The sequence below is a fragment of the Vibrio sonorensis genome (genome assembly GCF_001854765.1).
Lineage (GTDB): Bacteria > Pseudomonadota > Gammaproteobacteria > Enterobacterales > Vibrionaceae > Vibrio > Vibrio sonorensis.
This window is the reverse complement of sequence record NZ_LJJE01000035.1, coordinates 64,185-76,545: the sequence shown is the minus strand read 5'-3', so window position 1 is coordinate 76,545 and position 12,361 is coordinate 64,185. Positions and strand designations below refer to the sequence as shown.

Annotated in this window: 14 protein-coding genes and 1 pseudogene; 8 read left to right on the top strand and 7 right to left on the bottom strand. The window is 44.3% G+C overall.

Annotation, left to right across the window (positions count from 1 at the left end; translation table 11 throughout):
* Positions 1-2: 2 nt before the first annotated feature.
* Both lolA and BLO31_RS06345 read right to left on the bottom strand, forming a co-directional pair.
* Positions 3-599, bottom strand: a complete 597-nt coding sequence (lolA, locus tag BLO31_RS06350; protein ID WP_070963642.1) for an outer membrane lipoprotein periplasmic chaperone LolA — start codon at positions 597-599, stop codon at positions 3-5.
* Positions 600-691: 92 nt separating this feature from the next.
* Positions 692-1,306, bottom strand: a complete 615-nt coding sequence (locus BLO31_RS06345) for a YecA family protein (RefSeq protein WP_070963640.1) — start codon at positions 1,304-1,306, stop codon at positions 692-694.
* A gap of 153 nt (positions 1,307-1,459) precedes the next feature.
* Between BLO31_RS06345 and dusC the strand changes: the two genes are divergently transcribed.
* Positions 1,460-2,425: a tRNA dihydrouridine(16) synthase DusC gene (dusC, locus tag BLO31_RS06340; RefSeq protein ID WP_070963638.1), complete on the top strand. Its 966-nt coding sequence runs from the start codon at positions 1,460-1,462 to the stop codon at positions 2,423-2,425.
* A 24-nt stretch (positions 2,426-2,449) separates the two neighbouring features.
* Here the strand turns inward: dusC and BLO31_RS06335 are convergent, their stop codons facing one another.
* Complete coding sequence (locus BLO31_RS06335; RefSeq protein ID WP_070963635.1) at positions 2,450-3,910, bottom strand: sensor domain-containing diguanylate cyclase; 1,461 nt, start codon at positions 3,908-3,910, stop codon at positions 2,450-2,452.
* A 192-nt stretch (positions 3,911-4,102) separates the two neighbouring features.
* On the opposite strand from BLO31_RS06335, the gene rlmA reads away from it, so the two are divergent.
* The 3 genes and pseudogenes from rlmA (at position 4,103) to BLO31_RS06320 (ending at position 6,422) form a co-directional block, all read left to right on the top strand.
* Entirely contained in the window at positions 4,103-4,924 is an 822-nt protein-coding gene (rlmA, locus tag BLO31_RS06330) for a 23S rRNA (guanine(745)-N(1))-methyltransferase (protein WP_070963633.1), read from the top strand.
* 83 nt (positions 4,925-5,007) lie between these two features.
* Positions 5,008-5,939, top strand: a pseudogene (locus BLO31_RS06325) (ChaN family lipoprotein).
* A 126-nt stretch (positions 5,940-6,065) separates the two neighbouring features.
* On the top strand, positions 6,066-6,422 hold the full coding sequence (locus BLO31_RS06320) for a hypothetical protein (RefSeq protein ID WP_070963630.1): 357 nt from the start codon (positions 6,066-6,068) through the stop codon (positions 6,420-6,422).
* 285 nt (positions 6,423-6,707) lie between these two features.
* Here BLO31_RS06320 and BLO31_RS25135 read toward each other — a convergent pair whose 3' ends face one another.
* Positions 6,708-7,835 (bottom strand): acyltransferase family protein, encoded by a 1,128-nt coding sequence (locus BLO31_RS25135; RefSeq protein WP_425425273.1) that lies wholly within the window; start codon positions 7,833-7,835, stop codon positions 6,708-6,710.
* 111 nt (positions 7,836-7,946) lie between these two features.
* Here BLO31_RS25135 and BLO31_RS06310 point away from each other — a divergent pair, with 111 nt between their 5' ends.
* Complete coding sequence (locus BLO31_RS06310; RefSeq protein ID WP_425425272.1) at positions 7,947-8,696, top strand: phage integrase; 750 nt, start codon at positions 7,947-7,949, stop codon at positions 8,694-8,696.
* A gap of 119 nt (positions 8,697-8,815) precedes the next feature.
* On the opposite strand, the gene BLO31_RS06305 is transcribed toward BLO31_RS06310, so the two are convergent.
* Positions 8,816-9,256, bottom strand: coding sequence for a YcgN family cysteine cluster protein (locus tag BLO31_RS06305; protein WP_070963626.1), 441 nt, complete (start codon positions 9,254-9,256; stop codon positions 8,816-8,818).
* Positions 9,257-9,386: 130 nt separating this feature from the next.
* On the opposite strand from BLO31_RS06305, the gene BLO31_RS23005 reads away from it, so the two are divergent.
* Positions 9,387-9,635 (top strand): YkgJ family cysteine cluster protein, encoded by a 249-nt coding sequence (locus tag BLO31_RS23005; protein WP_084659621.1) that lies wholly within the window; start codon positions 9,387-9,389, stop codon positions 9,633-9,635.
* A 22-nt stretch (positions 9,636-9,657) separates the two neighbouring features.
* Here BLO31_RS23005 and BLO31_RS24275 read toward each other — a convergent pair whose 3' ends face one another.
* Positions 9,658-10,185, bottom strand: coding sequence for a helix-turn-helix transcriptional regulator (locus BLO31_RS24275; protein ID WP_245688401.1), 528 nt, complete (start codon positions 10,183-10,185; stop codon positions 9,658-9,660).
* Positions 10,185-10,646, bottom strand: a complete 462-nt coding sequence (locus tag BLO31_RS24270) for a hypothetical protein (protein WP_245688400.1) — start codon at positions 10,644-10,646, stop codon at positions 10,185-10,187. Before BLO31_RS24270 ends, BLO31_RS24275 begins: the two co-directional genes overlap by 1 nt.
* 119 nt (positions 10,647-10,765) lie before the next feature.
* On the opposite strand from BLO31_RS24270, the gene BLO31_RS06290 reads away from it, so the two are divergent.
* Together BLO31_RS06290 and BLO31_RS06285 are read left to right on the top strand one after the other, a co-directional pair.
* Positions 10,766-11,794 (top strand): enterochelin esterase domain-containing protein, encoded by a 1,029-nt coding sequence (locus BLO31_RS06290; RefSeq protein WP_070963621.1) that lies wholly within the window; start codon positions 10,766-10,768, stop codon positions 11,792-11,794.
* Positions 11,764-12,357 (top strand): alpha/beta hydrolase, encoded by a 594-nt coding sequence (locus tag BLO31_RS06285; RefSeq protein WP_070963619.1) that lies wholly within the window; start codon positions 11,764-11,766, stop codon positions 12,355-12,357. Before BLO31_RS06290 ends, BLO31_RS06285 begins: the two co-directional genes overlap by 31 nt.
* Positions 12,358-12,361: the final 4 nt, after the last annotated feature.

Genomic DNA, 12,361 nt, shown 5'->3' with positions numbered 1-12,361 from the left:
ATTTAGTTCCTTTGGTCGTCGACAATCACACCTTCTGGAATAGCAAAGGTAAAGCGCGTTGAAGCGGGCTTGACTGATTGAAAATTAGAGAAATCAAAATCGCTCTGCTGACCGTCTTGTTCAATCACTTTAAAGCCTTGCACCTGCCCTTTGGCATCAATTTGCACTTCAAACTGACCTTGATTCGAGTCTTGTGCTATTGGCACTAGCGTAAAAGTATCCTCATTCTGGGTAACGTGGTAATTATCCCAGTCGCTAGCGCGATTTCTGGTGAGCAGGACAAATGGGGTTTGCTCCGTCGCTTGTTCTTGCCAGTAGATGCTCACTTGCTCTATGAAAGGATTGTAAAACCATAGAGTTTCGCCATCTGAGACCAGTACATTTTCATCGGGGAAGGTTGTCGTCCAGCGAAACAAGCTAGGGCGAGCGATTTCCACTGTCCCTTCCCCTTCCATCACTAGCTCACCTTCAGGGCTGATTACCTTCTGTGTAAACTCAGCGCTAAACCCTTCTGTCAATTGTAGGCGTTCATTGAGCACTTCTTGTGAACCAGCAAACGCTGAACCACTGAGCATCAGTAAAGCGAATATTTTTTTCATCTATCGTATCCTTTCCTGCCTTCACACCTTAGATTCGATGCAAAGATACAATGGGTTGCCCGCGGTCTGGTCAACTTGTCGTCAGTATTTTCTCAGCGGCCGCAGCACTGCTTAAACTTATTGCCACTGCCACATGGGCAAATGTCATTTCGCCCTGTTCCTTTAAAAGGGTTCACACTTTGGGCTTTGGCCCCGGCCAAGGCTTCGTCAGCAGCGAGTGCGACTTCGTTGATCATTAAATCTAGCTGCGGTAAAAAATCATCAAGCGTCGGCAGGTCATCGATGCCAGCCGCCTGCATCTGTTGATGTGTCTGCTCACTATCGATCGCCAACATAAACGTGGTTAGCAAGGCTTGTAACATGCGGCTAGTACCGTCAGACACGGGAACGTCTTGCCAATTGCTTTCAATCAATGGCCATACCGACATAAATCCTTCGGCTAAGTCTGCAAGATTCTCATCTTTGCCCTCTTTTTCTATGACCGCAAGTAATGAGTATTCGTTCCTTTTAAGCCAATGATATTGCTCATTAACCTGCATGCGAATGACAGACTCTAGTTCTGCACTCACTTCTTGAAACAGCGGAATGAGCCAAGTCAGTGGTTCGAGGGGCTTAGTCGTAAAGTTGGCCGCAAGCACTGCGCCTTCGACAAAATAAGGCGATATGGTTTCTGGTAAATGTTCAGAAGAAACCAGTTGATAAGTCATAGTTATACACACATAGAATAAAACAGGCCTTAGTATACCCCAAGCGCCGATAGATGGAGAACTCTCTGTACACTCTTGTCACCGATTACAAAAGGTGACAATCAACCCAATTCACTCTAAAATTCGCCCTCCAAAACAGTTAGGCAGTAAGCAATGCGAGTTATTCTGGGCCCTATGGAGGGCGTATTAGACCACCTGATGAGAGAAATTCTCACTGATATCAACGATTACGATTTGTGTGTCACCGAATTCGTTCGCGTCGTTGATCAGTTGTTGCCAGAACACGTGTTTAAAAAACTCTGTCCAGAACTAGACCAAGGTTCGCAGACTCGCTCTGGAGTTCCAGTTTACATCCAACTGTTGGGGCAACACCCGCAATGGATGGCTGAAAACGCACTGCGAGCCGCAGAGCTTGGTGCCAAGGGGATCGATATCAACTTTGGTTGCCCTGCAAAATTGGTTAACAAAAGCAAAGGTGGAGCCGCCTTACTGCAACACCCTGAAATCATCTATCAGGTAGTGAAGTCTTGTCGCGAAGCAGTTAGCGATGATATTCCAGTGACGGCCAAAATCCGCTTGGGATGGGAAAACCCCAATGACTGCTTTGAGATTGTCGACGCGATTGAAAGTGCCGGAGCTAACCAAATTACCGTCCATGCGAGAACCAAACAAGGCGGTTACAAAGCCAGCGAGATAAAGTGGCCATACATCGACATGATTCGCCAGCGCACATCGGTACCTTTGATTGCTAATGGTGAAATCTGGAATTATCAAGATGGACAAGCGTGCATTGAAACCACGGGTATCGACTCTCTAATGGTTTGTCGGGGTGCATTCAACGTGCCCAACCTTGGCAATGTGGTCAAATACAACCATCAACCAATGCCGTGGTCACAGGTGGTCGAACTGCTGCTAACCTATTCCACTTATGAAATTAAGGGCGACAAAGGGCTTTATTATCCTAACCGCGTCAAGCAGTGGTTTAGCTACTTGCGCCAGCAGTACCCAGAAGCCGCGGAGCTTTTTCGAGAAATTCGCACTTATAATAAAGCCACACCAATTGTCGAGCATATCACTCGCTACCGCGACCAGTTGATTAAGCACGCCGAACAGGTGTAACCCCGCGAGATAGGCAAAGCATCATTAGCTCACTAATTGGTCTTTGCCTTGATTTTTCGCTAGGTAGAGTTTTTCGTCTGCCGCTTTAAACATAGTTTCAAAGTCCCAACCTGCTTCGCTTTTCGCCACTTCAATGCCACCGGAAAGAGTAAAACCTTTTTCCAATACCTTAAACGAGCTTTCTCCTATCGCACTTCTCACCCGTTGCATACTGGCAACTAACCCGTCCTTTGCATCTCCTGTCATATAGATGACGAACTCTTCTCCACCAAATCTAGCCACGCTGTCGTTGCTGCGAAGGTTTTTCTCTAGTTCTTTGCCGATATGGCGGATAACGTCGTCCCCGACATCATGCCCCCATGTGTCATTGATGGATTTAAAGTTATCGATATCAAAGATAGCGATAGCAAGGTAATTGCCGTGTTGCGCGTTACCGAGAAAAGCTTCGAGTCCTCTGCGGTTAAGCAGGCCTGTCATAGGGTCCTTGGCCGACAGTTCTCTAAAGTAGGATTTTTCCACATGGGTATTAATATAAAAAAGCACAAATACAGACATCACATAGAGCGAAGCAATGACTGCTAAGCTATCCGATTCCAATGCGAAAAAGTGTTGAACTTGCGGCTGCCACTCAAACTGATAATAGAGGTGGTGATGAAATTTCACCCCCTCCATTTTTAACGGATAAATCCATCGAGCGGTAGCTGGCGTCAGTTGAGGTTCATCACTCGAAAAATGAATGGGGCTGGCCAACTTACCATTAGTAGAAAGCAACGCATCGATATCAAGATCCAAGGATACAATACCTTGCAGTTCGTCCTGAAAGTAAATAGGCACTGTCATGGTCACTACTCGGTCACTGAGTGAGTAAACATTGGCAGGCCCTGCAATAGTAATGGTTTCTCGATTGTTTATCGTTATGTGCCACACCGGCCGCGCTTTAACGGTTTCCAAAAGGCTTTTATTGATATTCTTTGCCAAGGTTTCAGGGGAAGACATTACATACCCCGATTTATCGATGTAATGCATACCCAAAACGTAATCATCGAGGTCGTGAAGAAATGACAAAATAGGCGCTAAAGAAACCTTAGAAGACACCCTTTTATACAATGGAGAGTTAGGGTCGCACAGGCTTTTGTCTCCCACTAACATATAGCTAATATCCACGGCGGGAATAGCTTGGTTTTTTCCTTCAGATAGCAACAGAGCGTCAATGGGCCACATTCGGCAGAGGCCATCTTCCGCCGTTCGGTTGTGTTCGAGCAGTAGTGCCGTACCGGATTTGTAGTAATTGCTAAAACTATAATCCAAAGCAGTCAGTATTTTAGTCGCTCGCTCTATGGATGTTTCGATCCTTTGATACTCTTCGCTCACATCTCTGGCGACAGAATCAAAGTAATTTTTAACTATAAGCCCGAGTAAAATAACCGTGACCACTCCAGGAATAAAAAATACAGCAGCCAAGCTAAAATGGCGTTCGGTCTTCATGAGCTAATGTCAGTCCCTTTACAATAAGCATCAGATTGAAGATTAAACTAATGTTCAAACGTTGAAAACACAATAGCGAGAATAGATTAACTGACTCCCACTTTGTCTATAAAGAGCAACTTATTGCCCGTTCTAGTATCGCAAATCACTTCCTGTTAGACTTGCCGCCCGGCTGATATCGAGAGTTTTTTTATGGCGTACCAATGCCCATTGTGTCAACAACCCCTTTCACTGCGAGAGCGCTCTTTGCAATGTGAAAGCAATCACCAATTTGATATGGCAAAAGAAGGCTATGTCAACTTGATGCCTGCGCACCACAAACGTTCAAAAGATCCCGGTGACAATAAAGAAATGATGCAAGCACGCCGTGAGTTTTTGTCGCAAAATCACTATCAGCCGATGCGTGATAGAGTCGCTACTTTATGCTCTGAGTTACTTTCCTCTGACACCGCCCACCTACTGGATATCGGTTGTGGCGAAGGCTATTACACCGAAGAAGTAAACCGCCGTGTCACGCAAGAGCACCCTTTAGCTCAAGTATACGGACTGGATATCTCCAAAGTTGCCATTCGATATGCGGCAAAGCGATACAAGTCGTGTCATTTTAGTGTGGCATCCAGCCACCGTTTACCCTTTATCGATCACTCCCTAGATGCAGTATTGAGAATTTACGCCCCCTGCAAAGCCGATGAGTTATCGCGAGTTATCAAATCAAAAGGGTATGTGATTACGGTGACTCCTGGCGCACGACATCTCTATCAATTAAGAGAGAAGATCTATCAAGATGTTCGCTTACACAATGAACAAGTAGAACAACTGGACGGTTTTGAGCTAGTAAAGGAAGAGTCTCTTAATTACACCATGTCACTCTCGGATGGCGGCGCACTTCAACTATTGCAAATGACCCCATTCGCATGGAAAGCAAATGATGAACTAAGAACAGAGCTTCAATCTGCTACGCTATTTGAATGTGAGGCAGATTTTGTTATTCGGGTTTTCCAAAAAAACAGTTAACGCACTTTAAACAAAAGAGCAGTTCGCGTTGATAACAGTGCCTTACCTATTTGTCCTTACATGAGGTTAAAGGGAGGCAATTTATGCGTACGACAATTGCGGTTATGGTTGCCGTTATTGCCTTAACAGGCTGCCTAGCCACATCTCGGGAAAAGCCGGAATCGTTTTACGACTACCAACTGCTCTCTCCCAATCACCATGCCCTTTCCATCCATGCTCTTCCCAAAGATTTGATTCAAGCGGACGTACTACTGATCGGTGAATGGCATACCCATTCCGGCATACACCGATTTCAAACTGACTTGTTAAAAGCGCTAACCAAACAAAAGCCCTCTTTCGCCTTGTCCATGGAGCAATTTACACGAGACAGCCAGCCTACTATCGACGCCTATTTAGCGGGTGAAATTGGAGAGCAGACCTTGATTTTAGATGGCAACGCTTGGCCCAATTACGCCAGTGATTATCGCCCACTTATCGAGTATGCCAAAAAACAGAATGTAGAAGTTATTGCCGCCAATGCACCAAAGCCCATCGTGCGCTGCATTGGAAAGCTAGGATTGGAGTACCTCGACACCCTAGACAAAAAAGAGCGGAAATTCGTTGCCGCCCATATCGACACGACAGATTCGGCGTACAAACAAAGATTTATGGCATCCATGCACCACGGCAACCTCGCGCAAACAGAGCGGCAATACGCTGCCCAAGCCACTTGGGACGAGACCATGGCAGAATCAATCGTCAATTACCTCGACGTAAATCCCAACAAGCAAGTGATTCATATTGCCGGAAAGTTTCATACGCAAGAAGGACTTGGAATTAAGGCATCCATCTAAAAAGAAATCCACAACTGTCGGTGGTCATTATCACTCCTATTGGCACAATAGATGCAGAAAACAAAGGAAGCGACTATCTGCTGTGGGTCTTGCCGACACCAGCTCGATACGTGAAGGCTGAAAACCGCATAAAAGGCTACCACGGCATGGGTAAGCGCAATAACGGCTTAGAATGTAACTAGTTTTTTCATTCTTAAAAGTCGGCGCGATTTTTGCTTTGTAGATTTTTATTCAAATTAGGAATAATTTGCACAAGTTTTTCACACCCCTGTCGATACAGAGTGTGAGGATGTAGTAAGGAGAAAACCATGACCCCAGTAGGAATGGAGCCAGCAAAGCTGACACCGGCCCAACAAGTCAAGCCTCAATCCCCTAATCAGACGGCTGATGATGCAGGTGCACCTTTAAAGATAGAGCATAACAAGGTCACTTTGTCTGAAGAAGGCAAAGCCTTGCTAGCTGCACTTAAAGAAATCGAAAAAGACAGCAAAGAAGTGGAGAATGCGGATAAAACCGTAGGTGACAAAGTCAGCTCTTTCGCTCACGGAGCGTTGGGCATGGATCACCCAGAAAAGATTAAGGAAGAAGACGACAGTTCATACTCAGCAGGACAATTCCTTTCTGCGGCAGCAACTGTTGGCGGAATCCTACTCGCCATACTTTAAGTAAGCTAACGCTTGTCATTTTTTAACTCAGTCCAGACGGACTGAGCAACCACCCCTTTCGCGTATTTAGCACTTAGACGGCAGTAACTCATTCACCCAACCAGTGACCTTTTTTGGTTAGCCCCTGCTAGGATGGTTTAAAATGTGGTCTTCTCAGTGAGTTGAAAAAGAATCGCTATGAAACAATAAATTAGAGTTAATCGTGTTGATTCGCGTCCAAAAGATGACCACTCCTAAATTTGACCACTGATTTTGTATCACTGAAAGTGAACAATATATAAATCACTAGTAGTGCGTTTGCCTCGTTACTGATCGTCTTGGATAATTTAACCATCGAATTAAACATTTTTTGCCCGGTAGTTCAACCAAACGGTATGTCAGTTCACTGACAAAACAGACTATCAGAAGAAATGTAAGTAAGAGCAGGAACCAGCTCATCCATGCTAGGGAGTGAGATGTAATGTAATAGGTTAATCCATACATTAAAATAGGGTGTACTAAGTAGATGCCATATGATAAGCGGCCAGTTTCTCTAAGTAACTTTGATGAAAGTAGTCGACTACCCCCGTTTTTACTTGAAACTAAAGATATCATTAATAATGGATGTACGACTAACAATAGCACATAACCCAATGAGTACTTGTCTAATAGCAAATAGTCAGAGGCTGACATCTTATAATGTATTAATCCCATTACAAGCATAGTTACTATTAATAACTTATTGCCAAGTTGGCCTAGAATGTTTGGGTTATGTGTTATTAGGACACATATTATTGAGCCTAAGAAGAAACTTGTTGCTGCTCGGAACACACCGTGGCTTAAAATATAGTGTGTAGCGATATGACCATCAACGGTATATGGACTTGTAGAAAGTAATGCAAGCAAACTAACAATGACTAAGCAGCCGTATACTAAAACACGATATTGCGAAAAAAATTTATTGACTGCAAGCCACAGAATATATACGAATAACTCACAGGAAACTGACCAAGAAACTCCGTTCCAAGGCAAACCTTTTAGTTCTATAACGCCCCAGTTTTGGACAAGAAAGACGGTCGTAATAAATGACAATACTGTGTTGCTATTATTATCTACTATCCCTTGTAGTGAAAAGAAAAATGCAATTGTGAAAACACTAAGCATGAAAACGTGCAGAGGCCAAAGGCGCGCGAATCGCCGTACTATAAATTCCCTTGGTTCGAGAGCTTCCCTATTTTTTCTACCGTAACAATGCTCAATGAGGAACCCACTTAATATAAAAAACACATCCACGAAAAGGTAAAAAGATTTGAATATGTGAACTGATGCGAACTGAATTGAGAAGTGGAACACAATGATCATCAATGCACTGATTCCACGAAGGCCATCAAGCTGTTTTATATGTTCCGAGGAAGTAAGTGAATTGTGTGTCATAGCCATTATAAATTGATTAAAATCTTCAAGATACTATAGATCTCAAAGAGGTTTGTCGACACTAAATACGGCTTTACCACTAGAGTTTAACTCAGAGATTATGAGACGAAAATAAGAAGAAACCAAAACCCGCTTTATCAAAAAGTCACGCCAGCTATGTTCACCGATTATCGAACTCGACGCATTGCCGGAGAAGTTGCAGACCTGAACGGGCGAAAAGTGGCGGTAACGTTTCGCACCTGCAACAACGAACAAGACTTGCTAAATACAGTGATTGTTGAACTGCAACGAATGGGCGAATGGAAAGGTGAAAACCCTCTGCAGTCTGTTCGTCAGTTCAAGCTGCATGAAACGGAAATGGAGTTTTTGACCGTAGAGGAAATGCAGAACTTGATAGTCAAAGCCGAAGCGCACGAATTTCACGACGACATACACAAGATCATCAAACTTTGCTTGGCGACTGGCGTCCGTTTCCGTGAAGCGTCTCGACTCACTGGCGCACAACTAACCAAGTACAAAGTGACGTTTACTCAAACGAAAGGCAAAAAGAATCGCTCGGTACCGATCAGCCCAGAACTTTATGATGTGATTTACAAAGAGGGTTCAGGGCCACTATTTAACATCGGTTACACTACAATCTATCGCTTTATTACCAAGAACATTCCAAGATTAAAGCAACAAGCTGCCCACGTTCGGCGCCATACTTTTGCGTCTTACTACATGATGAACGGCGGTAACATTATCGCCCTGCAGCGAATCCTTGGTCACAGTGACATAAAACAAACCATGCGATACGCTCACCTAGCCCCCGATCACCTAGAAGATGTGGTCACGAAAAACCCGTTAGCGAACCTCAAATAAGTGGCTAATGTGGACAATAAAACGTCCACATTATGTCCACAAATTTTCAGAATATAGATAGATATTGATGATTATTGATGAAGTGACCACAAGCAAAGCCTTGATACACCTTGCTACGCCTAGCCCCTGCTAGGATGGTTTAAAATGTGGTCTTCCCAGTCCACTACGTCAATTTCGTAAACCACTTTATTGCGAACGCTTTCACCTGCGGTGTGCATGGCAGATTTTGATCCGGTGATCAGTGGGTGCCATTCTGGTAGGGTATCGCCGCTGGCCAGCAATCGGTAAGAACAGGTATGAGGTAACCAGTCGAAGTCGTCCACGTCGTCTCGTGTTAACTTGGTGCACTCTTCACCAGAAGTAAATCGATTGGGGTAATCTTTACACGAGCAAGTTTTGCTGTTCAACCAACTACACGCCACATTGGTGTAATAAATTTCATCAGTATCTTCGTCCATTAACTTGTGCAAGCAGCATTTACCGCAACCGTCGCACAGAGACTCCCACTCTTGCTCGGTCATTTGTTCTAGGGTTTTCGCTTGCCAAAAAGGAATCGTCATCTGCTCTGTACTTTACTGCTAGGGAGGTTGCGTTTTATACCTGTCTCGCTCAAAAAGTTCAAGTGCAAACTTTAAGCTGCTACAAGGCTTTTTTTCTGATACCATCGCGCCTCATTTTTTGGAGGTATCTATGGACTGTCGTTTAGGGTGTGGGGCTTGCTGTATCGCGCCTAGCATTTCTTCGCCAATACCCGGTATGCCAAACGGCAAACCAGCGGGGACGCGTTGTATACAGCTCAATAAAGATAACCTTTGCAAGTTATTTGGCAAACCGGAAAGACCAAAGGTGTGCCACGAGTTTAAGCCTTGCCCTGTCGTATGCGGCAGTACCAACCAACAAGCGATAGACAACATAACCGAGCTTGAACTTCTCACCTAGTCGCCTTTTACATGGGTTATCTTTATCCCTTCTTGTTCACTGAAATTGCGGGCGGATAGCCAAATGCTTTTTTAAATGCATTGGTAAAATTCGACGGGTGTTTGTAACCCGCGTTATAAGCCACCTCTGTCACCGAGGCGACGCCTCTTTCAAGGTGTTGGCGGGCGACTTCCAATCTTCGATGTCTGATGTAAGTTTTGATGCTGCAACCCAATGCATTTCTAAACACTCGCCTTAAGTTCGACTCGCTGGTCGTCACGTATTCGGCCAACTCTTTATTCGACAAATCTTTATCTAAATTGGCTTCGATATAGTTCACTAAACCATTTAACGATTTCTCGATATTGGTAGTGAGATTAGCTCGTTCTACTTTACCATTCATCACATCTAGGGCTTCGAACGGCGGCAACTGCTGAAATATTTCTACCAATACCTTCTGCGTTAGTAGTTCTAGCTGCATCTTTTGCATCAAGTCGAGTTCGCTATCGTACTTAAGTACCTCTTCCACCAAGCTCAACATCTCTTTATTGGGCTCTAACTTAAAATTCATCAAATGCTGGCTGATAAACGCTTCGACATGACGTTCCGCCCCATCCTTTCTGTTACCCAATCAATCGGCAGTACAATTTTCAGCTTAGTAACTCGGTTATCTTTTTTCACCACTCTCCTAAACGTTGCCGGCTTAGTCAGGTTTACTGCCACCCCAACTGGTTCGTCACAAGCGTTAATTTCAAACCTTAAATCGTCGTAACTAAAATCCAGCTTTCCTTCTAGAAGTACAATAAAAATCATCGCTTTTTTGGCCGCTGATATCACTTGGAAATCCATGAGCTCAGTAGACGTTCCCCAGTGCAGGGAGTAGCTATCTTTGACTCGGTAATGGGCTAACTCCCCTTCGAGTAAAGTCTCTGAAGTCGTCGCACTTTCCGTCACCATTTTTTGCTGCTTCTCGTCTTCCACCCAGCGAACACGGGTACTTGTTTTAAAGGAAGAGGCGTGTCGATTTTTCATGTTAGGTTGCCAAATTAAATAACAATATAGTCATTTTGAATAACTGTTTTTGCTGTATTGGATTGCAAAATAAACCTAGCATAAATGAGAATTAATATCATTAACCAGAGAAGTTATTAATGAAATGGACGATTCTCACTCTTCTATTGCTTGTGAAAACAGTGAATGTAAGTGCTGCTACATTGCACACTAACAAGCCGATAAGCCTAGAGGTCAACCCCTCACAAGACGTTGCCTTACCTATATCTAAACCGGGCTATTATCGGGGCTATCTTCGCAGCAAAACCGATTTAGATAACGTTGCGATATACAACTCCCAAGGCGTGCAAGTTAAGCATTTAATACGCTCGACAACCAAAGAAACAGAGATCTTTTGGCTAGTGGAAAGTGCCGACACTTATGTTGTTAAGTTCGACGGTGTTCAGCACCCAAAACTTGCTATCGAGTTTTTCCTAAAACCTCTCGCGCTTAAGAAAAATCAATACCTCTCACCCGAAGCTGCCATTATTAGCCCACTGATCAAAGAAACGGCCTCTCAACTGAGCCGTGGTAATTTAAACGCAGAGTCTGAGTTTTGGAGTAAGATAGCGTTGGCTGGTACGCCTTTGGTGGAATACGAAAAAGACAACAAAGCTATCGTCACTTTTTTGTTTAATGGCAAAGCCAATAATGTTCGCGTATTAGGTTCCCCCTACGGTGGTCATTCTCACCTAAGCCAGCTAAACGAAAGTTCTATCTGGTTTCGTTCTTTTCAAATTCCGAGTGACTCTCGCCTTTCCTATCGAATTGCGCCAAATGTCCCTCAGCTTGAACAGGATAAAAATCGCGAGCAGAGAAAAGCGGTGCTAGCAACTGCTCAGCCAGATCCTTTGAATCCAAACCCTTTGTTTGGTCAAGGGGATAATCTATTTAGTGCTGCATCAACATTAACTTTAGCCGATGCGCCATCGGATTCAGTTACGACCGACAGTGGCAGTCCAAAAGGGCAAGTTTCTCACCATGTTTACCAGAGTCCCAATAGTGAGTTGGCAAGACGTTACAGCCTCTACCAGCCTAACGGGGTTTACGTCCTTGATAGTGACGCCCCACTGCTGTTCCTGTTTGATGGCGATGCTACTTGGACAAAGTTCCTACCCCGACAATTTTAGACAACCTCATTGCTGCCAAGCGCATCCCACCAATGAGAGCTGTCTTTATCAACCCGCCACTTCCCAGTATGCGAAGCAAGGAGTTAACGCCAAATAAAGACTATGCCGATTTTTTAGCTTACGAGTTTAAACCTTGGCTTTGCGATACTTGGTCAATCTGTCCCAACCCACGAGATACCATTCTTTCCGGTTCGAGTTTTGGTGGTTTGGCTTCCATGTATATCGCATTTCAGCACCCACAACAGTTTGGAAAAGTCCTAAGTCAATCCGGCTCTTTTTGGTGGGCACCTCGCCAAACTAAGAGTACGACAAACTGGGTAACAGACTTGGTGTTAGCCCAAGAGAAAAAACCGATTGATATCTACCTCAATGCAGGGCGATTCGAAACTGAGCCTCAATCCAACAGCATTCTCAACACCAACCGACAGCTCTATAACGCATTGAATAGCAAAGGATACACGGTCTCGTTTCAAGAGGTTTCCAGCGGTCATGATTACTTTAGCTGGCGCGTGATGCTGGCTGAAGGCTTAGTCACACTTTTTAGCAGTAATACCCAAAGATAAAAAA

Coding starts and splice junctions, on each gene's coding strand:
- BLO31_RS25135 (WP_425425273.1), bottom strand. CDS start 7,835: ATGACACACAATTCACTTACTTCCTCGGAACATATAAAACAGCTTGAT.
- BLO31_RS06320 (WP_070963630.1), top strand. CDS start 6,066: ATGACCCCAGTAGGAATGGAGCCAGCAAAGCTGACACCGGCCCAACAA.
- dusC (WP_070963638.1), top strand. CDS start 1,460: ATGCGAGTTATTCTGGGCCCTATGGAGGGCGTATTAGACCACCTGATG.
- lolA (WP_070963642.1), bottom strand. CDS start 599: ATGAAAAAAATATTCGCTTTACTGATGCTCAGTGGTTCAGCGTTTGCT.
- BLO31_RS24270 (WP_245688400.1), bottom strand. CDS start 10,646: ATGAAAAATCGACACGCCTCTTCCTTTAAAACAAGTACCCGTGTTCGC.
- BLO31_RS06335 (WP_070963635.1), bottom strand. CDS start 3,910: ATGAAGACCGAACGCCATTTTAGCTTGGCTGCTGTATTTTTTATTCCT.
- BLO31_RS23005 (WP_084659621.1), top strand. CDS start 9,387: ATGGACTGTCGTTTAGGGTGTGGGGCTTGCTGTATCGCGCCTAGCATT.
- BLO31_RS24275 (WP_245688401.1), bottom strand. CDS start 10,185: ATGAATTTTAAGTTAGAGCCCAATAAAGAGATGTTGAGCTTGGTGGAA.
- rlmA (WP_070963633.1), top strand. CDS start 4,103: ATGGCGTACCAATGCCCATTGTGTCAACAACCCCTTTCACTGCGAGAG.
- BLO31_RS06290 (WP_070963621.1), top strand. CDS start 10,766: ATGAAATGGACGATTCTCACTCTTCTATTGCTTGTGAAAACAGTGAAT.
- BLO31_RS06345 (WP_070963640.1), bottom strand. CDS start 1,306: ATGACTTATCAACTGGTTTCTTCTGAACATTTACCAGAAACCATATCG.
- BLO31_RS06305 (WP_070963626.1), bottom strand. CDS start 9,256: ATGACGATTCCTTTTTGGCAAGCGAAAACCCTAGAACAAATGACCGAG.